The sequence below is a fragment of the Prolixibacter sp. SD074 genome (assembly GCF_009617895.1).
Lineage (GTDB): Bacteria > Bacteroidota > Bacteroidia > Bacteroidales > Prolixibacteraceae > Prolixibacter.
Genome location: NZ_BLAW01000001.1, coordinates 2491352 through 2513749 on the forward strand (window position 1 = coordinate 2491352; position 22398 = coordinate 2513749).

At 41.4% G+C, this 22398-nt stretch carries 22 protein-coding genes; 6 read left to right on the top strand and 16 right to left on the bottom strand.

Annotated features, from left to right (window positions below; genetic code table 11):
• The first annotated feature begins 186 nt into the window (after positions 1-186).
• The 3 genes from GJU82_RS10760 to GJU82_RS10770 all read left to right on the top strand — a co-directional run bounded on the left by GJU82_RS10760 (position 187) and on the right by GJU82_RS10770 (position 4377).
• Positions 187-1464, top strand: coding sequence for an adenylosuccinate synthase (locus tag GJU82_RS10760; RefSeq protein WP_153632144.1), 1278 nt, complete (start codon positions 187-189; stop codon positions 1462-1464).
• A 367-nt stretch (positions 1465-1831) separates the two neighbouring features.
• Positions 1832-3277 carry a nicotinate phosphoribosyltransferase gene (locus GJU82_RS10765; RefSeq protein ID WP_153632145.1) on the top strand — a complete coding sequence of 482 codons (1446 nt, stop codon included), beginning with the start codon at positions 1832-1834 and terminating at the stop codon, positions 3275-3277.
• The gene (locus GJU82_RS10770; protein WP_153632146.1) at positions 3277-4377 is read left to right on the top strand and encodes an alanine racemase; all 1101 of its coding nucleotides are present in this window, start codon (positions 3277-3279) and stop codon (positions 4375-4377) included. Before GJU82_RS10765 ends, GJU82_RS10770 begins: the two co-directional genes overlap by 1 nt.
• Positions 4378-4458: 81 nt before the next feature.
• Here the strand turns inward: GJU82_RS10770 and GJU82_RS10775 are convergent, their stop codons facing one another.
• From GJU82_RS10775 to GJU82_RS10790, 4 genes are all read right to left on the bottom strand, one after another.
• The gene (locus GJU82_RS10775; RefSeq protein ID WP_153632147.1) at positions 4459-5919 is read right to left on the bottom strand and encodes an aminoacyl-histidine dipeptidase; all 1461 of its coding nucleotides are present in this window, start codon (positions 5917-5919) and stop codon (positions 4459-4461) included.
• Positions 5920-6125: 206 nt separating this feature from the next.
• Entirely contained in the window at positions 6126-7814 is a 1689-nt protein-coding gene (locus GJU82_RS10780) for an MFS transporter (protein ID WP_228488667.1), read from the bottom strand.
• A gap of 246 nt (positions 7815-8060) precedes the next feature.
• Positions 8061-9185: a DUF4831 family protein gene (locus tag GJU82_RS10785; protein ID WP_194831032.1), complete on the bottom strand. Its 1125-nt coding sequence runs from the start codon at positions 9183-9185 to the stop codon at positions 8061-8063.
• Positions 9186-9406: 221 nt separating this feature from the next.
• Positions 9407-10924 carry an NAD(P)H-hydrate dehydratase gene (locus GJU82_RS10790; RefSeq protein ID WP_153632149.1) on the bottom strand — a complete coding sequence of 506 codons (1518 nt, stop codon included), beginning with the start codon at positions 10922-10924 and terminating at the stop codon, positions 9407-9409.
• A 232-nt stretch (positions 10925-11156) separates the two neighbouring features.
• Between GJU82_RS10790 and GJU82_RS10795 the strand changes: the two genes are divergently transcribed.
• Positions 11157-12821 (top strand): peptide MFS transporter, encoded by a 1665-nt coding sequence (locus tag GJU82_RS10795; protein ID WP_153632150.1) that lies wholly within the window; start codon positions 11157-11159, stop codon positions 12819-12821.
• 247 nt (positions 12822-13068) lie between these two features.
• Here GJU82_RS10795 and GJU82_RS10800 read toward each other — a convergent pair whose 3' ends face one another.
• From GJU82_RS10800 to GJU82_RS10820, 5 genes are all read right to left on the bottom strand, one after another.
• Positions 13069-13416 carry a hypothetical protein gene (locus GJU82_RS10800; RefSeq protein ID WP_153632151.1) on the bottom strand — a complete coding sequence of 116 codons (348 nt, stop codon included), beginning with the start codon at positions 13414-13416 and terminating at the stop codon, positions 13069-13071.
• Positions 13417-13513: 97 nt separating this feature from the next.
• Positions 13514-13675: a hypothetical protein gene (locus GJU82_RS10805; RefSeq protein WP_153632152.1), complete on the bottom strand. Its 162-nt coding sequence runs from the start codon at positions 13673-13675 to the stop codon at positions 13514-13516.
• Positions 13676-13698: 23 nt separating this feature from the next.
• Positions 13699-13884: a bacteriocin gene (locus GJU82_RS10810; protein ID WP_153632153.1), complete on the bottom strand. Its 186-nt coding sequence runs from the start codon at positions 13882-13884 to the stop codon at positions 13699-13701.
• A gap of 145 nt (positions 13885-14029) precedes the next feature.
• Entirely contained in the window at positions 14030-15157 is a 1128-nt protein-coding gene (locus GJU82_RS10815) for a hypothetical protein (RefSeq protein WP_153632154.1), read from the bottom strand.
• A gap of 85 nt (positions 15158-15242) precedes the next feature.
• Entirely contained in the window at positions 15243-15380 is a 138-nt protein-coding gene (locus GJU82_RS10820; protein WP_153632155.1) for a bacteriocin, read from the bottom strand.
• A gap of 133 nt (positions 15381-15513) precedes the next feature.
• Between GJU82_RS10820 and GJU82_RS10825 the strand changes: the two genes are divergently transcribed.
• Complete coding sequence (locus GJU82_RS10825; RefSeq protein ID WP_153632156.1) at positions 15514-15696, top strand: hypothetical protein; 183 nt, start codon at positions 15514-15516, stop codon at positions 15694-15696.
• Positions 15697-15768: 72 nt separating this feature from the next.
• On the opposite strand, the gene GJU82_RS10830 is transcribed toward GJU82_RS10825, so the two are convergent.
• The 3 genes from GJU82_RS10830 to GJU82_RS10840 all read right to left on the bottom strand — a co-directional run bounded on the left by GJU82_RS10830 (position 15769) and on the right by GJU82_RS10840 (position 19123).
• Entirely contained in the window at positions 15769-17580 is a 1812-nt protein-coding gene (locus GJU82_RS10830; RefSeq protein WP_153632157.1) for a hypothetical protein, read from the bottom strand.
• The gene (locus tag GJU82_RS10835) at positions 17577-18848 is read right to left on the bottom strand and encodes a radical SAM/SPASM domain-containing protein (RefSeq protein ID WP_153632158.1); all 1272 of its coding nucleotides are present in this window, start codon (positions 18846-18848) and stop codon (positions 17577-17579) included. The genes GJU82_RS10830 and GJU82_RS10835 overlap by 4 nt, the downstream gene beginning before the upstream one ends.
• Positions 18849-18931: 83 nt before the next feature.
• Positions 18932-19123, bottom strand: a complete 192-nt coding sequence (locus GJU82_RS10840; RefSeq protein WP_153632159.1) for a hypothetical protein — start codon at positions 19121-19123, stop codon at positions 18932-18934.
• Positions 19124-19222: 99 nt separating this feature from the next.
• Here GJU82_RS10840 and GJU82_RS10845 point away from each other — a divergent pair, with 99 nt between their 5' ends.
• Complete coding sequence (locus GJU82_RS10845; RefSeq protein WP_153632160.1) at positions 19223-19438, top strand: hypothetical protein; 216 nt, start codon at positions 19223-19225, stop codon at positions 19436-19438.
• Positions 19439-19624: 186 nt separating this feature from the next.
• Here GJU82_RS10845 and GJU82_RS10850 read toward each other — a convergent pair whose 3' ends face one another.
• From GJU82_RS10850 to GJU82_RS10865, 4 genes are all read right to left on the bottom strand, one after another.
• Positions 19625-19954, bottom strand: a complete 330-nt coding sequence (locus tag GJU82_RS10850) for a hypothetical protein (RefSeq protein WP_153632161.1) — start codon at positions 19952-19954, stop codon at positions 19625-19627.
• A gap of 173 nt (positions 19955-20127) precedes the next feature.
• Positions 20128-20301: a hypothetical protein gene (locus tag GJU82_RS10855; protein ID WP_153632162.1), complete on the bottom strand. Its 174-nt coding sequence runs from the start codon at positions 20299-20301 to the stop codon at positions 20128-20130.
• Between the two features lie 18 nt (positions 20302-20319).
• Positions 20320-20487, bottom strand: a complete 168-nt coding sequence (locus GJU82_RS10860; protein ID WP_153632163.1) for a hypothetical protein — start codon at positions 20485-20487, stop codon at positions 20320-20322.
• 651 nt (positions 20488-21138) lie between these two features.
• Positions 21139-22332 carry an aspartyl protease family protein gene (locus tag GJU82_RS10865; protein ID WP_153632164.1) on the bottom strand — a complete coding sequence of 398 codons (1194 nt, stop codon included), beginning with the start codon at positions 22330-22332 and terminating at the stop codon, positions 21139-21141.
• Positions 22333-22398 lie beyond the last annotated feature (66 nt).

Below are 22398 nucleotides of genomic sequence, written 5' to 3' on the forward strand. Positions count from 1 at the left end.
GCCATTGAGCGGGATTTTTTATGTCCCCTCGGAAAAAAGTTGTAATTTTAGCTGTAATTTTCCAGCCGTCGATGTGCCTACCGGCCAGCTACAGTCTAAGTAGCAAATGGTTCTGAGTTAATTACATATCAAATTAAATCAAAACCGGTTCCGCTAATCAGAGCCTGAATACTTAACATTTTGCAGATGAAAGCAGACGTACTTCTAGGCCTTCAATGGGGTGACGAAGGTAAAGGAAAAGTTGTGGATGTACTCACCCCCCGCTACGACGTAATTACTCGTTTCCAGGGAGGTCCCAACGCAGGTCATACCCTTGAATTTAATGACATCAAACACGTACTTCACACCATTCCATCCGGGATTTTTCGTGGCGACAAAATCAACATCATCGGTAATGGAGTAGTCATTGACCCCTGTATTTTTAAGAAAGAAATCGACTCGCTTAAGAAAATAGGATTCGATATCACCGAAAATTTATTCATTTCCAAAAAGGCGCATCTGATCCTGCCAACCCATCGGCTCTTAGATGCGGCATCAGAGGCAGCCAAAGGAGAAGGAAAAATCGGTTCCACGTTGAAAGGAATCGGTCCAACCTACCGCGATAAAATTGGCCGCGAAGGGCTCCGTGTTGGTGATATTCTCAGCAATTTCAAACAGAAATACAACGATCGCGTCAAACAGCATGCCGATCAGTTAAAGAACTACTACCACTACGATTACGAAGCGGAACTCGCAGAATACGAAAAAGAATGGTTTGCTGGCATCGAAACCTTGAAACAGTTTCAACTGATTGACAGCGAGAACTACATCAACAATCTGCTGGCCGCCGGTAAAACGGTAATTGCCGAAGGAGCCCAGGGAACGCTGCTGGATATTGATTTTGGCTCTTATCCGTTTGTTACCTCTTCAAATACAGTTTGTGCCGGGGCTTGTACCGGACTGGGAATCGCCCCCAACAGGATTGGTGAAGTATTCGGAATTTTTAAAGCGTACTGCACTCGCGTTGGAATGGGGCCTTTTCCGACAGAGCTTTTCAACGACGAAGGCCAGAAACTTCGGGACAAAGGAAACGAATACGGTTCAACAACCGGCCGTCCCCGTCGCTGTGGCTGGCTCGACCTGGTCGCGTTAAAATATGCCATCATGATTAACGGTGTAACCGAACTGATCATGATGAAAGCGGATGTTCTGGACGAATTCGAAACCATTAAAATTTGTACCGCTTACCGTATTGACGGAAAAGAGACGGATGAATTCCCGTACGAGCTGGACGAGCATGTTGAACCGGTTTATACCGAATTGCCCGGATGGCACACCAATATCAGTCATTTTACTCATGAGGGGGAATTTCCAAAAGCGTTAAGCTCTTACATTCGTTTTATTGAGAAACAAGTGGGCGTGCCCATTCACATTGTGTCAGTTGGCCCCAACCGAGCTGCAACCATTGTCCGCGAAAATGCTTAACACCCGATAAACGCAGAAATCCCGGTTCCCAAAAACCGGGATTTTTTATTTTGTTATTCCATTCCCAACGCACACTCAGTCGCATTTATCGTAAAATTATAATTATTACCTTTCTGCAAATTTGCCTAATGAAACGAACATGAACTTTTTTAATCAAAAGTTCGCCAAAGGCAATGATTAAAAAAAGTTCATGTGAGAGCGAAGCGGTTCCATACGTTCTCAAATTTAGGATTAAATTATGGACCATAATTATAAATTTTAAACGTATGAAACCTTTGCATCTCTATCATACGAAAAAATCAAGGCAGATAGCTGGTTTCGTCAATTTATCAGTATATTTAACCATTATCATACTTCGTGACCTATTATGCAAACTTTGAACGACCAATTGGGATTATATACAGACTTTTACGAACTCACCATGGCCCAGGGATATTTTCTATCCGGGAAAAAAGACGAGCAAGTTACATTTGATTATTTCTTCCGGACCAACCCTTACGATGGAGGTTATCTGGTGTTTGCCGGCTTGGGTGAAGTTTTACGATTGTTGGAATATTTCAATTATTCCGATTCAGATATTGAATACCTGGAAAAAACAGGACTTCATCCTGATTTTATCAAGTATTTACGTCACTTCCGCTTTCGCGGAAAAATCATATCCATGCGGGAAGGCGAGATTGTTTTCCCGGGAGAACCAATTCTTCGCATTGAAGGCAATATCATTGAGGCGCAGCTGATTGAGACCATGCTGTTGAATTTGCTCAATTTCCAATCATTGGTGGCCACCAAAGCTTTCCGGATAAAACTGGTAAGCAAAGCCAAAACCTTTATCGATTTTGGCTTACGTCGTGCACATGGTTTGGGTGGAATTCATGCATCGAGGGCGGCTGTTATTGGGGGCGCATCTGCCACCTCAAATGTGCTGGCTGCAAAAATATTTGACATTCCCGTTTCCGGAACGCTTGCGCATAGCTGGATTCAGAGTTTCGACGATGAACTGGAAGCATTCCGGACATTTGCCGAAATCCACCCCGACAACACGATCCTGCTGGTTGATACATATGATACCCTGAAAAGCGGCGTTCCCAATGCCATAAAGATTGCAAAGGAAATGGAACCGAAGGGTCAAAAAATGATTGGCATTCGGCTCGACAGTGGCGACCTGGCGTACTTCAGCAAACGGGCCCGTAAACAGTTGGATGCAGCCGGTTTGGATTATGTAAAAATATTTGCCTCCAACCAGCTCAACGAACATGTGGTGAAAAGTCTTGACGAACAGGAAGCTCCTATCGACGCATTCGGCATTGGTACCGAAATGGTTACCGGCAAGCCCGAAGCAGCTCTCGACGGGGTATACAAACTGGCCGAATGTAATGGGACTCCCCGAATGAAAATTTCGGAGAATATTGAAAAAGTTACCCTTCCGGGAAAGAAAGAGGTCTATCGCTATTACGATGAAGAAGGCTTTTTCTACCGGGATGGAATTCTTCTGGCAAATGAAAATCCTGATGAAGCTGAATACATTTATCATCCGCATCATCCCGAAAAATATACCAGGGTGTCCCATCTGAAAAAGGAAAAGCTGTTGCATTTGGTTTACGAAGATGGCCAGTCAACCGAAAAACAACCATCGCTTACCGAAATACACAACTACCTGATGTCGCGTTCAGCCTTATTACCTTCCGAACATAAACGTTTTATCAAAGCTCACATCTATAAAGTTGGAATTTCGAAAAACTTATATAATTTACGATGTGAGTTAATGAAGAAAGTGAATAGCAAACTCTGTCAGACCGAAATAAAACCGAATTAATGGAAATCATTCGCCCGACATTAGTACTTGATAAGCAGAAATGTCTGTCGAACATTGAGCTCATGGCCAACAAGGCCAAAGCTAATAAACTCCGTTTCAGGCCACATTTTAAAACCCATGTGTCAGCCAAGGTGGGCTCTTGGTTTCGCGATTATGGAGTCACTGCCATTACGGTATCGTCCGTGCAAATGGCCGAATATTTTGCCGAAAATGGATGGGATGACATTACCATTGCCTTTCCGGTCAATCCGCTTGAGATGGGGAACATCAACGCTTTGGCAGCGAAGATTAAACTGAATCTTGTTGTTGAAACACACGAGATCCTAAAAATTTTGAATAGCAAGCTAACATCGCCTGTCGAGTTTTATGTGAAAATTGATACGGGTCACGGGCGGACCGGAATTGAAGCTGACCGGGAACGACAAATCGAAAGTTTGCTGGAATATGCGTTGATTTATAAGGAGAATATGAAATTCAAAGGATTTCTCTCCCACTCAGGTCATACGTACCACACGAAAGCCCGTCATACCATTTACAATATCCACTTCGATGAGCTGATGAAACTAAACCGGCTGAAGACAAAATTTTCCCCGATATTCCCCGACCTGGAAATCTCGATAGGCGATACCCCTTCCTGCAGCATCAGCGATGATTTCCGGGGAGTTGACGAAATCCGGCCCGGTAACTTTGTATTCTACGATTTAATGCAACAGCAGCTTAGCGCCTGCAAATATGATCAGATTGCCATTCGGATGGTTTGCCCGGTTGTTTCCAAGAATCAATCAAGAAATGAAGTAGTCATCCATGGCGGTTCCGTGCATTTCTCGAAAGATTATATCATGAACATTGATGGGAAAAAGTTGTACGGACGCATCGTCAGAAGGGACGGAAATAAACGTATTCTTCTAAACGAAATGAATTACCTGCACAACCTCTCGCAGGAACATGGCATATTAAAGGTTTCGCCACAAGAGTTTAATAAATTTAAAATTGGCGATTTGGTCGAAATTTTCCCGGTTCACGCCTGCCTGACAGCGCATGCAATGGGATGGTATCTCACTGACGAAGGAGAAATCATTGACACCATGCCCCGATACTGAAAATATTCAAAACCTGCGATATTAAAAAAGCTTTCCCAAAAAGAGGAAAGCTTTTATTTTAGTCAGATCAGGAATCAATTCCTATTTTTCTTCCACACTTTTCAAGGTTTCCACCAGGAAGTCCCAGAACTTTTTCACTGATTCGATGTATACTTTTTCGTCAGGTGAGTGAGGAGAACGGATGGTCGGACCAAACGAAATCATGTCCCAGTTAGGATAGACGGCTCCCAACAGGCCACACTCCAGCCCGGCATGGATCGCCTTAATTTCGGGCACCTTACCAAACTTATCATTGTAAATCTGCTGCATTTGCTTCAAAATCGGGGAAGCCATATTAGGTTTCCATCCGGGGTATCCACCGGCAAATACAACCGTTGCTCCTGCCAGCGAGAACACACTGTCGATGCGCTCGGAAAGATATTGTTTGGCCGAATCAACCGAACTACGCAGCAGGCACTGAATGCTTACTGTTCCGTTTTCCGATTTTATCGAAGCCAGGTTCGTTGATGTCTCCACCAAACCGGGTACATCATCACTCATGCGGATAACTCCATTCGGGCAGGCGTTCACGGAGTCAATCAAACCGTCCTGAACAGCTTCGTCAATCAGCGATTTCGGCATATCTGCCTCTTTTGCGACAAAGCTCAGGTTCGGTTCACGACTGCTCAGCTCAGTTTTATAAATAGCTTCATATTCGGCTACTGCCTTTTTCAGCGCATCTACATTTTCTTCAGGGACAACTACCCTGACCGAACCTTCGCGGGGAATCGCATTGCGCAGCCCTCCGGCATTGATTTCGGCTAAACGAACATCCAGTTCGGTAACCGCATGTTTCAGGAAACGAACCAGTAACTTGTTGGCATTTCCCAAACCCAGAATGATATCCATTCCTGAGTGGCCCCCCTTCAGTCCGGAAACAACTAAATCAAAAGCTTTCACGCCGGACGGAACAACCACCTGGTCGAACTCGAACTTGATATTGGCGTCAACACCACCGGCGCAACCCACATACAGTTCACCTTCATCTTCCGAATCCATATTCAAAAGAATATCCCCCTTCAGGACATCGCCCTTCAACCCGAAAGCACCTGTCATACCAGTCTCTTCATCGCAGGTAAAGAGCGCTTCAATCGGGCCGTGTTGCATTGTTTTATCAGCCAGAACGGTCATAGCTGCTGCCACACCAATTCCATTGTCAGCTCCTAACGTAGTACCCTTAGCTGTTACCCAATCGCCATCGATGTAAGCATCAATCGGATCGTTCTCAAAATCGTGCCTGGTGTCGTTATTCTTCTGCGGCACCATGTCGAGGTGACCTTGCAGCACAACGCCTTTCCGGTTTTCCATTCCGGGTGTAGCCGGTTTCCGGATAATAATATTTCCGGTTGCATCTTTGATTGTTTCCAGTCCGAGCGACTTTCCGAAGTTCATCATGAACTCCTGAATTCTTGCCTCCTTTTTGGATGGTCTTGGTATTTGAGTCAATTGGTAAAAATGTTCCCAGAGTGCTTTGGGCTCCAGATTGGTAATCTCTTTACTCATAATTTTTGATTATTATAATGTTTAAAACAGATTTTCTACTGTCCTGAACAGCGAATGAATATAGGAAGTTTCTTTTTAATCCTTAAAAATAACAAATCGGTTTCACGTTGGGCCTGTCAAAACTCATGATTTTGCCGAAAGGGAACACCCAAAAAAGGCCAACCGAAAAACGGTCAGCCCTTTGGATTTATTAATATGCTGAGGTATTAACTCTCGATATTTGGTTTCTCGAGTCCGTAACCTTTTATGCGATCTTCCCTTTTCAGCAAGAAGGCAAATAACAAGGCCAGAACCCCCAGCAGGGTAAACATGAGGATATCATATTGATAATTGTACCGGATATTCAGCTTCTCGTTGGTCACAACTTCAAAAGTAGCCTTTTTGAACGTGGAGCCCATTTTATCCAGTACTTTCTCCTGGGTTACTCCTAATTCAGGACTGCCAAGTTTATTGAGGTTGTTGGCAACAATTGTATTTTCGACTTTCTCCGGATTGATTTCACTTTGCGGAGCAGGAACGTAGGAAACTGACTCAACAATTGAATCGACAACACCACTGGTTGTTTTCTCAATCGCAATATTCAGCGCTTTTGCATCCAGTGTAATGTTTTGTTCCTGCAGCGCTTTGGTGTAACTCATCTCAACGGCTTTTCGAATAACTGTTTTATTCGGTGAAACGCTGGGATTGGTTGAATTCAACACGATTCCGAGCAGAAGCGGAATAGCCATCAGGCCAATATTCTGAATGTAGAAGATAACGGCATAAGCAGTACCCAGCTGTTTTTCGGGAATGATTTTCGGTACTGAAGGCCACATAGCCGAAGGTACCAGAGAGAATGCAATACCCAGGATAACGATCATGAAGGCGGCAAATATCCAGTTATCGAGGGTCGGAATAGCCAGGAATCCGTGAACAACAATCAGCATAATGGAGCCGATAATCATAATGGTTGCCCCTTTCCCCTTTTTATCATAAAGGCCACCAAAGAAAGGAGTCAGGAAAATAGTCCCGAACGGCAGCAGGCTTGGAATTAAACCGGCCAACGATGGTGATACATGATATTTGTTAATGATAAAGTCAGTAGCATAGAACAAAAATGGGAAAACCGCACCATAAAAGAGTACACAAAGAATGGCAATATACCAGAAAGCTTTGTTTGAGATGATCATCACAATATCTCTCAAACGGAAAGGTTCCTCGTCTTCCACTTCAATGTGTGCTTCCGATTTATCGAGTTTTATATCCAATACGACGTATGTAATAAAAGCGATTACACCGACAAGCATCAGAATGAATGCAAACAAAACAGGAGCACGGTAAGTAAAATGAATAGCCAAGGGCAGGGAAATGGCCAAAGCTAATGCCGTTCCCAAACGCGCAATTGACATCTGCAATCCCATCGCCAGCGCCATCTCTTTCCCTTTGAACCATTTCACAATCGCTTTAGAAACCGTGATTCCGGTCGCCTCGCTACCTACACCAAAAACGGCAAATCCGATGGATGAAAGAAATACGTCAGTTTTGATACTACCAATTAAAGGAAGAGTAACCTGAGCGCCGACAGGGAAAGGTGCCGTAATGGCCCAATAGTTTACACCCGTACCCAGCACCATTAAAACGGTTGCACCTAAACCTGTAATCTTAATTCCCAACCGGTCGAGAATGATACCGCTGAAAATCAACATAAAAAAATACACATTGAACCAGGCATAGGCAGAGGTGTACACACCAAAATCAGAACTTGTCCACCCCAAAGCACTTTCCAAAATTGGCTTCACAGGCGACAAAGCATAGTTAAAGTAATATGCACCAAACATGGAAAGAGAAACGACTACCATGGCCGTCCATCTCGCTTTTGGTGATTCCCTTAACGATTTACGAATTTCTTCAGTCATAATTATCTATTTACTTACTTATAATATTTTCCTATTGGCAGCCCAAAATACAATAAAAACCGGAAGATATTCTGCTCAATAAAGGCGGCTTACGTCATATTTTGACAAAAAAAACGTGACCCTAAAAACGTAAGCTCCTAAAACCCCATGGCTTATAAAAAAATCCACATTCCAACAAAGTGTTGGGAAACATCAAAAAAATGGTACAAGGGCAAAAAAAGCGGACGATTGTCCGCATTCGATATCTTACTGTTCCTCTTTATTCTTTTCCATTATTTTTTTTATTCTCTGAATTGCCCCGGTAGCCGGGTGCAGTCGGATGGCATAACTTCCGTTGAGCAGTCCTTCAGGAATCGGGACTACTTTGCCAAACTGCCCAAGCGTCAGATGTGATTCCAGCAAAATATGGGTTCCATCCAAAAGACGTACGCCGGCATTTCCCGGAATCCGGTAGAACAAACCACTGTTACTTGTTCCGGGTGTAGCCGTTTGCTGCCCCGCTATCTGACCGTTACTTTTTTCTAAACCGATATTTCGATCAATTTCCAACATCACCGGTTTTCCCGAGAGGTCGGTGGTAGGAACCACCCCTTTGGATGTTGAAAACCTAAAAACAATGGCACTTTTACCATTCTTTGCATCGGGTACGACGTTGAAAACATAGGTGTGTTTTGCTTTATACGACTTTCCGATAAAGAGCCCGACATATTCTTTTTCCAACTTGTCCAGTTGAGCCACCATCGTATTGTAGGCCTCACCATCAGGTAAAGCTTTGTCGTATCCAAAAGCGAGTGATTTGAATTCCCGTTTCCGGATTTTGGTAATATCATGAGCGGTTTCCAGCGCTTTTTGCTGCAATGTTTTGGATGTGAACATTTCTGGTCGAATCGTATCCACTTTGTTCAAAAATGAGTGCATTGAACGATCGGGCCAGGGCTCCGCCGGCACCTCAACATCAGGTGTGTAAACCGAACTAGCGACAGAATCCTTTCCGGATTTCACATCGCTATTAATGCCAATCAAAACACCATCTTCCGTCAGGCTTAAAGCCGAAGCAAATGGGCCCGATGCAGTATGGATTTCTGTGGGGTCAGGTTCTCCGTAAGTACTCAAACGCACATTCGTAATTTTCCAGCTTTCCCTGTCAGCTGAAGGTGCATTCGGAATACCCAGGTACTTCTCTGCATACTGGTAATACGGGCCATGAACAAATTTCACTTGCTCCGCTTCAACGGTTACCCGTATCCCCGTTTCCGGTAACGAATATACAACGCCCCCTGTAAAAGGAACTGGTTTTTCATCTTTGGGTGATGCCATTACCTGTCCGGCAACAAACAGCAAACCCAATAACGTAAGATATATGCTTTTCATTTTATTTAAATTATTCATTAAACCACATAGAATCTGCAGTTTATTGTAAATTCCCAACCGGGGAAACACAAAATTCTGCTTTGTCTTTTCATTTTAGGGGCATTCGTTTCCGACATCAAAAACACCAGCAAATCAATTTTCAGTTTTTCATCCTGAAAAAGAGAGATTATCAGAAACAAATATCCCCAAATTTGATAGTTTTTTTTGCTTTCACAAAATCTTTAAGAATCTTTAAGTGTGGCAAATGCCAATCCCAGGTGTTGAGTGATATCTCCTGCCAGTAATGCTTCCTGAGAACTCTCTTTCACAGCTAAATCAGCCGCCATCCCATGAAGATAAACGCCCAGAATGGCTGCATCTTTGGCTGCATATCCCTGCGCCAGCAACCCGAGCAGAATTCCCGTCAGGACGTCGCCGCTGCCGGCTGTAGCCATTCCCGGATTACCGGTACTGTTGAACCAACAGGTTCCGTCGGGGCAAGTAATGGCTGTATGTGCCCCTTTCAATACCAATACGACGCCGTTCTCCCGGGCATAGTCCATGGCCAGCTGTAGACGCTCGTACCCACATTTCACCGGATGGGTAAGACGGGCAAATTCGCCGGGGTGCGGTGTGAGAATCGTTTCCGGGGGAAGCATCTTCAACGACTCCGGATTTTTCGCCAACAAATTCAATCCATCCGCATCGATCACCATGGGCTTCTTCGGCCCTTCTTCCAGCATACGCTGAAAACCACGCCCGGTATTGCACTTCGTATCCAAACCGGGCCCAATGCCAATCACATCGAAAGGGGCCAAATCGGGATGCTGGGTGAACATCAAATCCGACTGGTCGATGCTGGCCATGGCCTCCGGTATGCTATTTTGCAAGATGCTATATCCCAAGCGTGGAACATGGGCCGTGAGTAAACCGACTCCCGAACGAAGGCATCCCCGCGATGCCAGGACAGCTGCTCCCATCTTCCCGTAACTGCCGGCAATCAACAATGCGTGTCCAAAATTTCCTTTATGGGCAAAAGTTCTCCGGTCCTTTAAAAGTTTTCGGGCTACCTGATGGTCTGTATAGAAAAAGGGGGTCTTTGTTTTCTCAATTGCATCGGGGTGCAAACCAATATCCTGCACAAGCCAGCTCCCGGTAAACAGAGCATTTTCCGGTAGGAGAAAACTTATTTTTGGAAACTGGAAAGTAAGCGTCACATCAGCCCGAATAATCGAATCCCGATCGTTTTCACGATTGTCTTCGCCCATCAGGCCCGACGGGATATCGATGGCAACCACCATGGCGCCGGAAGCATTGATGTGTTTGACAATTTTCGATGGCAATCCGTTCAGCGGGCGTGACAGGCCCGAACCAAACAATCCGTCAATCACCCAGTCGGTTGCTTTGATTTCCGGAATCGGTGTATCAGCGTCCAGATACACGATTTGTGTGCGGTCCTGCTGCTGTAAACGCTCGAGGTTGGTGTTGGCCGATTCGGACATTCTTTTTCCCAAATCCATCACATACACATCGATACCGGGAAGGGCCCATGCCAGCATCCGGGCGGCAGCCAGGGCATCGCCGCCATTATTACCTGGCCCCACAAAAAATACCATATGTTGGTCAGGATGGGCATGGTGCAAAATCCAATCAACCAACGTGGATGCAGCCCGTTCCATCAAATCGATATCAGAAATGGGTTCATGCTCAATCGTATACTTATCAATGCCGGCAATCTGGCTGGTCGCAAAAAGTTTCATAACAAGTAATTTTATCTTCGGAAGTCTATGTAACAATCATCCGTCCGTGTAATCCATGTTGAACGAATTTACAAAATCGGCGGCGTTTTTCCATATGGCTAAAGGCCGATGCTGCTCATTTTCTTTCTAACAACATGTTCATGTATGACATGGCTCTCTTTTATGGAAAAAAAAGTTAATTATATTTGTCTGATTGCAAATTTTCGAACTAATCTATCAAAATCATACGTTTATGCTTAAAGGACATCCGAAAGGACTATATGTAGCGTTTTTTGCCAACATGGGGGAACGCTTCGGGTATTATACCATGCTCGCCATTTTCACCCTCTACCTCCAGGCAAAATTCGGCTTCTCAACAACTACAGCAGGGCACTACTACGGTGGTTTCCTGTTTGGAATTTATTTCCTCCCCCTCATTGGTGGTATTATGGCCGACAAGGTGTGGGGCTACGGGAAAACCATTACCATTGGAACCGTGGTTATGTTCCTCGGCTATTTGTTGCTCGCCATTCCCGGACAAGGGCTAATACTGATGGTCAGTGCCCTTGCTGTTATTTCTTTAGGAACAGGATTCTTTAAAGGAAACCTGCAGGCCCTGGTCGGAAATATGTACGACGACCCGAAATACAGTGCCAACCGCGATAACGCCTTCAACATTTTTTACATGGGAATCAATATTGGTGCGTTCTTTGCTCCCTCTGCAGCCACCGGTATCAGCAACCTGATTCTGAAGAAAAGTGGTTTGTTTTATAACACCCAGATTCCAAACATGGCCCATCTGTATCTCGATGGTAAATTAAAAGATACCGCTGAATTACTGAAGCTGGCACACCAGCAACTGGGTGATAAATTCACCGATTTAACCCAGTTCAGCCATTTATATCTCGATACGCTTTCCAAATCATACAATGCAGGATTTGCATTGGCCGCCATTAGTATGGTCGTCTCATTGCTTATTTTCATCGGATTCCGTAAATACTACAAAACGGCGGATGTGACAGAGAAGCAAAAATCGATGGATGTGAACATGAAGGACAAAATGGTTCACATGACGCCCGAGGCAACCCGCAAACGTCTGGTTGCACTGTTGCTGGTATTCTTTGTAGTCATGTTCTTCTGGATGGCTTTCCATCAGAACGGATTTACCATGACTGTATTTGCCCGTGACTACACGCAAAGCCTGGTTAGCCGATTCACTTACATGTTCTTCGACTTAAGTGCGTTCCTGCCGTTGCTGTTTGCTATCATCGGATTGATTATGACGTTTAGCCGGAAACTGGCATCCAAATTCCGTTTGATCGGTTTCGGAGTCTTCGTTGTAGGTTCAATTATTACCGGAATGGTTTACAACAGTTACGATGACACCATGAAGATCTCGCCGCAGTTGTTCCAGCACTTCAACCCGATTTTCATCGTCTTCCTGACACCGTTGATTGTGGGATTCTTTACCATGCTGCGTAAAATGGGCAAAGAACCTTCGTCACCGAAGAAGATTGGTATAGGGATGATCCTGACAGCGCTTGGTTTCACCTTGCTTATTCTGGCATCGCGCAACCTGATGTCGCCCGGAGCGTTGCACGGAAACGTTTCTGATTCACTGGTATCGCCGTACTGGTTAATCAGCACCTACTTCACGCTCACCATTGCCGAGTTGTTCCTGAGCCCTATCGGTATTTCGTTTGTATCGAAAGTGGCGCCACCCAAATACAAAGGTTTGGCACAAGGAGGCTGGCTGGGAGCGACTGCCATTGGTAACCTGATGGCCGGATTGATTGGTAAATTCTGGGATACCCTGGAATTGTGGCAATTCTTCCTCATCCTGGTGGTGATGTGTTTGGTTTCAGCTGCCTTTATTTTCATGATTCTGAAAAGGCTGGAAAGAGCATCGGAAGCTTAATCTATATTATTATATTTTTATTGAAAGAGAGGTTGCCCGACAGGTAGCCTCTTTTTGTTTGAACTAACGGTGGGTTTTATTTTGGGCTAAAGTCCATTGTTTACACAGCATTTATCCCCATGGGGAAGGAAAATGAAATGACTTATTAAAATGGATTACCGGACGCACTAATTGTATGGAAATAAAGCAGATTAAATTGGAGAGTATGTCTAAAATAAACTATATCATCAAATCCGCCACCCTATTATTATTTATGATAATAAATTCGTTCCAAAATAGAATGAATTCTATTTCCTCGAATTTCTAGAATAATATCACTATATATGAGATGAAGAACCCCGAACAATACTATCAACACATAAATAATCGCCTTCGGTTGATGACGCTCACTAATAGCTACTACAAAGAAAAAAATAGTTCCCAAAATTGAACTATACTGATTTATGGACTTCAGCTTTCTTATTGAGTAATATTCTTCTTGAAAATCAATTTTCAATTTACCAGCTTTACTTTTCACAATCAACACATTAGCTTGTTGCTGAAAAGAAAATTCTTCATGCTGAAGATGTTTTTTAAACTGCTCAATCTTTTCCATTATGGGATCTATTCAAAAAGAAGCTGTTCAAGAATATGAATCAGCTTCTTTTATTTTCGTATCGTAAAAATAATTCTTCTCCCAAATATACCAAATTTTAATATGGCATACTTTGATATTTAGCATCTGTTTCTGCATGATAAACGAGCTGATCGAGAGTCCAATGTGCTACATAACCGATCAACTTAGCAAATCTACTACCACCTCCATTCACCATCTTACATTCAACTTTTGATAATTCTAATATTTTAGTTTTCATAGTTTTTTCCTTTATAGCTTGTTTTACATATGCTGTGCATCATAAGAATTCCATCCTTCAGATACATCGTCCCAGTTATCCCACAAATAAAAAGCTGCTGCAGCCCCCCAACCGACGGGGCCCGGGACTTTTTTTAGCACCTGACGAATAACAGTTCCAATACCTCCTCCATCAATTTTCCTAAGCTCATTTTTGCTTAATTCTTTCATAACATAAAAGGTTTAATCGCTCTCCTACTCTATACAGGCTTTTCGGATTCCGCCTGAGCTTTGTGCACGTAACTCACATACTAAATTATCCGGGGAGCGTGCACAAAAAAAGCACTGTGGAAAATTAATTTTAGAGAATCGCCTTTTATTCATACATCGTCAGCTTCGTCCCCAACAATTTTTGGATATTGGAATTCAATGGTGGGACTGTTTTTCCCAACTGGGTCCAATATTCACTTGTATAGAAGTGTGACTCTTTTAATCCAAATCCAGAAGTAGGTTCTCGTTCATTCATCACAGATTTGGGCAAATAATAACTCTTCAACACATAAAATTCGCTCGATATTTGAATATTCTTGTACCTCTTTTCCTTTTTGTGTTTAAAAAAATATTGGTAATATCTTCGCCAACATTCCAAATTGGCTTTTGAGACCATTGATTGCCCCTTCGCTCGATATGTTTCATAAATATCGTTATGACTCAACTTAATCTCATATCCAAACAGGTTTCTTTCTTCGGCCTTTGCAGGAGCAATCCAATCGATATTAATCTGGATCTGCTTCTGGGCTTCATTCATTCGGATATGCCCAACTACTGAATTTTCTCTTAAAATCACCTGTTCCCCAATACTATCTTTAAATACATAATGAGTATTTAGTTGCTTTAAAATTGACGTTGGTTCTATGTATGGAATAGCAGGTGCTCCCTCTGTCAAAGTAATTGAACGCTTTTTTATTTTGTCTAGTATTTCTTGATTGCGAAATAGGCGATAGGCCTCCACTTTATTTTTGAACCGCTTACCATCGTTCCAGATGTAATATTTAACCAAACCGTCGGCATAATATTCCGGGACACTATCTTTTAACTGGTAACACCGGAAATAACCTTCCAGTACCAACACCATCTTCTCTTTTTTATTGGTTACAGTTATTTCAGGAATAACAACCTTTCTGGGAACCAATCGAATTATACCGTTCTGTTTTATATCTTTCCATTTCATCGCTTGATTTTCATAACTGATATGTTGCACCTCCAACGTATCACTACTTTTAACAAAACGATCAACTAATGCCGTATCTATCTTTCCTCCCATATCGGAACTGCCGACCAACCGGCCGTCGGGGGCAATCAACTGAGCAAAAGGGATAGAAGAAAAAGTAACCTTGTCTTCAATACGGATTTGAGCAAACGAGGTTGAAGATAAAAGCAAGAAAGCAATAGAAATGATGAACTTTAATTGTCGACAATCCATTTTTGAGGTATTAATTTCCAATTCTCGTTACTATTAAAAAAGACTATATAGGTATACTTTTTTCAGGTTCAGAAGGAACAAATACATTCCTTCTGAACCATCTCAATTATGGTTCCCAAGACCAATGCCCACGAGTATTACCCTTCACTCCATCCAAGACCCCCTCTATATAATAAATTCCAAACAGGTTTAGTCTAAAACCGCCATCAACTTTTTTCAATTCTTTTTTACTTAATTCTTTCATAACATAAAAGATTTAATCGCTCTTCTACTCTATTTCAGGCTTTTCGGATTCCGCCTAAGTTTTGTGCACGTTACTCATCTACTAAATTAACCGGGGAGCGTGCACAAAAAAAGCACTGCCCAAGTACAAAGGTTTGGCCCAGGGAGGATGGCTCGGAGCGACTGCCATTGGTAACCTGATGGCCGGATTGATTAGTAAATTCTGGGATACCCTGGAACTTTGGCAGTCCTTCCTCATCCTGGTGGTGATGTGCCTGGTCTCCGCAGCCTTTATTTTCATGATCCTGAAAAGACTGGAAACAGCTTCGGAAACTTAATCTATGCTATTATATTTTGACTGAAAGAGCGGCCGCCAGGGATACTGTCCACTTCTTTTTTAATTTCTTTCTTTACATATCTCCGTTAATATCATTCAGGTCTAGGCCAATCTCTTTTAATAATAAGCTTGCATTGAAATTATTACAAATTCCATCCTTAAGCTTATAGTCAAAAAACATACTATTGTCTTCAATTTTAATATCGAAATGCATATTCTTTACCTTCTTTGGATATTGCAGCTCAATCGTCGCAAGATTGAGATCATGAGTAGATACAATTGAAAATACCTTATCTTGAATAAGTTTACTTACGATAGCTTTACTCCCTAATTCTCTATCTTTGGTGTTGGTACCTCTTAACAATTCATCAAGTAGCACGAAAACATTTTCTTTTTCTTTAATTGCCTCTAAAACATGTCTAATCTTTATCAATTCAGCCTGAAAAGTAGAAATATTATCATCAAGAGAATCGCTGATTACCATATACGTCATAAGAACAAAATTCCCAATAGAAAACTTTTGAGCGCAAGCAGGTGCTCCAGCTAAAGCAAGTACCATATTTATCCCAATACTTCTCAATAACGTACTTTTGCCTGACATATTAGAACCTGTAATAACAATTAGCCTTCCTTCCGCGTCCATGCTTACTGAGTTGAGAACACGCTGATTGGGTGATATCAGAGGATGTCCAAAATTTTCAGCGTCAAGTTGAAGTTTATTTTCATCGACAATCGGAAAACACCAATTATTATTAAATTGTAGTACCCCTAAACTAATAAGCGCTTCAAGTTTAGCAATAGCAGAGAACCACAAACTAAATCTTTTATTGTACTTCTCTCTTGCAGCGTAAAAACTATAAAAGAACCAAATATCCGTGTGCAGCCATGAATTGACCATCAACTGAATCACTAAGTTCAATCTGATATCATTCCGCTCCAGTGCTTTTCTAATCATTTTAATAACTGCTGCGCCTCCCGTCCCACCCAAAGAAAACTGAGAAGATAATCCAGTTAAAAGCTTTGAATGAAATTCCCTCTTTTCAAAAACGAGTATAAATTGCTCGAAAAAAAGAAGTTGATTTGAAAGTTTTGCTGTTTCGTTTAATTCACTGTTCAAATATCTGTCAGCAATAACATGTATGAGAAAATAAGTTACCGGTATAATAATTAACGGGAAAATAAAACTAGCATAGCCAATAATCCATAAAACGAACACCCCCACATTAATAGAACTCAGAAAAAAAGACAAGAATCTCACATATTTCAATTTCCTTAAAATTACAGATGAAGAGCATGTTTCTAATATTTCCAATGATTCTGTAACCTGATACTCCTTATTTAGTTCTGACAATGCCAAAATATTCAGCAAAAAGTCTGGCAACGAAGCTAACTCTCTTACTGCATTCTGTCTATCAACGATTTCTGTGTCAGAAGCGGCAGACGACAACCATTTTGCTAACTTCCTCTGGCCTCTCAAAGTAAATGTTCTATTCAAAAAGTGGAACAAAGAGTTTTCACCAAAAACATGAAGGTCTGAAGTATATGGATGACTATTAGACTTAAAACACTCGCCATTGAAACCAGAATATTTTTGACTTTCCAATGACGCAATTTCATTATTGACAGCCCTTATAGCCGCCTGGACATTTTCTAAGTTTATCCCAAGTAAATAGTCTTTTCTTACAAAATAGAAAAAGACCATCAAGCCAATAGGTAACAACAGCAAAATGGATTCTCCCACCCAATAAAACAGTCCCAAAATAATGAAAGAACAAAAAAAGGAAATTACTCTATTAACTACCAAAATCTTCCTTTTCTTCTGAAGTTTACCTTCCAATAAGACTAATTCATGCTCTTTCTTTTTGTAATACTCTAACGCATTCATCCGTCAATTATCTCCTTGCACATATTATTCATATAATTGTCTACAATCTTGGCTGTTGCTCTACATCTTACTGATAATTCTTCATTTGACAAGATACAATTTTCATTGCAGACCGGAAAGAATTTGCAATCATTACAGATGGGATTATCCAGAAAGTCATCTTTTTTCAGAAATTTCATGAGAACATCTTCATCTTTCAACCAATCTTCATTATTTATATCACCGATCATCTGATTCTTATCGCCAACAACAGCCATACATTTATATATGTGACCGTGAGGATCAAACACAAAACTGTTTATATGTCTTGCGATACATCCTTCTGAAACTGCTTTGGGTATGAGTGTCGGATGTTGAGAGCCCTCTTGTTGAAAATTATCAATTAAAAAATCAATTTTTTCTTCAGTGTTTATGTAACATGTGCTTCCGGTAGCACAGCCTTCAGAAAATGAGGTAACAAATCCAGGAATTATTTTAACTCTTTGTGAAGGGAAAAGACCTTCCACCTCCTCCTTAAATCGTTTAATATCCGAGCTATTACTCTCGTCAACATTAACACGAACAATTATTTCCACATCATTATTGCACTCTATAATTTTCTGCAAATTTAGAATAATTTTGGAATATGTATCCTTATCATAACTATGTTGACGTCTTTTGTTATGTGTATCTTTTCCCCCATCAATCGTTACTTGTATAACCTTAATTTTTAAATCTTTAATCTTATCCGGCACTAATCGATCAATCAAATACCCATTGGTTATTAATATCGCATAAAAATTTTTCTTCAGCTTTTCAATTTTTCTAGTAATCTCTTCCATCTGGTCTATAGCCAAAGTCGGTTCACCACCATACCATCTTATACACAAATCTTCAACAGCTGTAAACTTTTTTATAAATTCTATAATTTTATCAATCGTAGATTTGGCGATAACAGCACTATCTCTAATTGATTTTTCAAAGCAATAATCACATGTAAAATTACAGAGATAAGTCGGTAAAATTGTTAAATCTAAAAACCTTTGCTCAAATCGAGCCTTAAGTATATTGATTTTCACTTTTTGTTTTTCAACCTCATCATCGTTCACAAGTATTTTATACCGAATCAATTCATTATCAACATCCTTATCCTTACTGCGACCAATATTTTTAAGGCTCTGAACAGTGCTTTTATCTAAAACAACCAGCAATTGAGACAAGGTATTAAAGACCAATATCTTACCCCCATCAACAATCTCTCGTTCAACATTATAATATGACCATTTCATATACCGAAATTTTGAATGTCATTATAAAAAAGGAGCAGCATGGCTTATGTTTTTGCAACTGCCATGCATACTCTCATAAATATCTATGCATACTGTGTCCCCGATGGAAGAGGATCTTTCTCAGATTCAATAAGTAAAGCAAGAGCAGGACACATCCACGAAAAAGTTGGCAAACTACCTCCTGATGTTTCCTTTTGTTCAACTTTACTCATGGAATACAGCTTATCTGAAAACTTTAAAGGTTGTTTACCTATAACAATCGTATTCTTTTTCATAATTCTCATAATTAAATTGTTTTTCCTACTCTATGTAAGGCTTTTCGGATTCCGCCTGAGTTGTGTGCACGTAACTCACTGCCAAATTAACCGGGGAGCGTGCACAAAAAAAGCACCGCCCAAGTACAAAGGTTTGGCCAGGGAGGTTGGCTCGGAGCTACTGCCATTGGTAACCTGATGGCCGGATTGATTAGTAAATTCTGGGATACCCTGGAACTTTGGCAGTCCTTCCTCATCCTGGTGGTAATGTGCCTGGTTTCGGCCGCCTTCATCTTCATGATCCTGAAAAGGCTGGAAAGAGCATCCGAAGCTTAATCTATATGATTATATTATTGAAAGAGAGGTCTCATGAACTGTCAGAGTGCCTCTCTTTTGCCTAAACAGGAATAATACCTGACTAAATTACCATGGGCTAAAGCCAAAGGTATGCTGCATTTAACCCCCATCGAAAGCACCACACAGCCCTGAGATGGTTTGATTTTTCACTATGATTTATTCATATCAAGGGCCGAATCTGCATAAAACTCCTCCAAGTAATACTATTAGTTCCTTATATAAAAAGTCAACATCATATAAATCAGCCCAAAATAGTTGACTCAACAATGCTGCAAATGTCAAAACAACAATATTCTTTATCTTTTCACCTAGTAGCCCCGTCCCAACACTGAAGTAATACAATATTGGAACCAACGTGATTAATGGCAAAAAAGAAGTAAAACTTACATTACTGAAAAAATTTATATGGACAATGATAAATTTTAAAAGTACCGCAGTAATGACATATAATCCCGCAATTAGCAAATATCTTTTTCTTGTGTTTTGGCCCTTCATCTCTTCAATTTTAGATTGATAGTTGATTTTTTTATACTAATACTCAAGTCTCAAGATTAGGTGTCATTATATTTTCATTATTGATTTTTCAAATGCCCTTGGAACGGAGCCCAAGGGCATTTAACCAGATAGTTTATAGGCATTTCTCAATTGTATCCCTAAACATCCGCTCACTAATAAGCAGCAACTGATGTCGGAGGTGCCTCCCAATCGGTACTAGCCATCATATCACTAAGTCGATGTAAATTCTGCCCCAGCCAAAACCACCAAGTTTTACCTCCAACAATATGAACTAATTCGACCTTAGCTAATTCACAAAACGACGAATGATTGTTGTATTTTTCCATAGCAACTACATTTTTTGATTAATAATTATTCCAGCCATCCTTAAATTCGGCAATACATTTTGATGGACCATCAAGAATTACCTCTCCAACTAATCCGGACAAAACCACTCCTGCGAAAAATGCAGCAATAGGCCCTAAATATCCTCCGGAAACATTTTTCAATTCTACTTTAGTTAGTTCTTTCATAACATAAAAGGTTTAATTACAATTCCTACTCTATCCAGGCTTTTCAGATTCCGCCTGAGTTGTGTGCACGTAACTCACTGCCAAATTAACCGGGGAGCGTGCACAAAAAAAGCACCGCCCAAATACAAAGGTTTGGCACAGGAAGGTTGGCTCGAAGCTACCGCCATTGGTAACCTGATGGCCGGATTGACTGGAAAATTATAGGATACCCTGGAATTGTGGCAGTTCTTCCTCATCCTGGTGGTGATGTGTCTGGTTTCAGCCGCCTTTATTTTCATGATTCTGAAAAGGCTGGAAAGAGCATCCGAAGCTTAATCTACATTATTATATTTTTACTGAAAGAGAGGCCGCCCGGCAAAAGGGTGGCCTCTTTTTGTTTGAACTAACCGTGAGTTTTATTTTGGGCTAAAGCCCAGCGTTTACACAGCATTTCCACCCCACGGCTATCCCGATTTCTCGGGACATGGGCAATTGTAAATTCCAGCACAATGAGGTGGGGCTACTATAATTCATCATTTCGATTGCCCCCGACTTCAGTAGGGGGATTAAATCGTAGGGAGTGTATTGGCTTTAGCCAAATTCCGTAGACAATTTTTCTCCTTGCTTCTCAAGTTTCACTCAGTTTCGTTTGTTCTTCTCTTTACCAGGCACCTACTCATTGTTAAAAAGCGGTTCTTTCTTCAATGTGATGGGCGCATTGTGTCCGGCGACTTTCAATTGGATGGATGTGACATCTTTGAATTGCTCATACACATTGCACGGATCGGTCTGCAAAAGCTTCTTTACGGCGATGTTATTTATCGCCTCAATTTTATCTCCCAATTTCAACCCGGCCCGTTGCGCAGACGAATTGTTCCATAAAAACCTAATTCGCAACTCATTGCCTTCCCGTTCATATTTAAATCCAAACGTTTTAAATCCCTTGTTGATATATTCGTCTGCAATGTTTAGCGAGTAGATTTTTTTCCCCGGAAAATCCAGTATCATCTGATAGTAATTTAAGATACCTGCCCCAATGGCATCAACTGCAAAGAGTGGATTATCATCTGTATAAACCACCACATTTTTAACGGTTTTTCCTCCGAACTCAAAGCCCGGTACTTCCAATAATTTCGTTACCGACTGGGCATCTTTACTACCATGACCAGAACCGACCATCGTCAGATAGGGTTGTCCAACGCCTGTTACTACTTTTTTCTGTCGGATATATTTCAGCCTTGACGTCGCAGCTTCAACCGTTCCATCATCGCCAAGATCCAGGAACATGGTAGCACGGTAGCCATTCTCAAAGCCGGCAACAACCAATGGACCATAGGTAAGTTTGCCTTGGTAATATGAACTAATGTCGCGAAAGCTCTTTTTATTATCTGTAATAATCGTTTGACCGATTCCCAACTTCCAAACACAGGTTCGCATCACATTGTAACCAATAATTCCGTCGATATCGCACCATGGGCCCGTTTTACTAGCCTCAATACCAAAGCCTACATTGTGGAATGAGACGTTTCCGAGGTAGACATTTAGCATCCCAAGCTTAAGTGACTCTCTCTCATTACCATCATTAACAGCGACACCATTAGTTGGCTTAAAACCAATTTCATCAGCAATGTCTTTCGATAACATAGAATAGCTGGTGCCACTGTCAAGAATAAATCGAAGAGGACGATCTACTCCATCAATTCGCACGTTTGAAATAATGATGACGTTATTGAAATCAGTCGGCAATTCTTCCACAAAATGGGATGATGCAAGGCTACATTTCTGAAATTTTTTTACCGATTGGGCAAACGTTGAATTCAAAAGCATGATGTAGCAAAGGAATAGATAGATAGTTTTTCTCATCATATGAATTTATTGATAGGATACAAAACTTCTGCCACTGTTCGTTATAGTTGGGCAATGTAAATTATT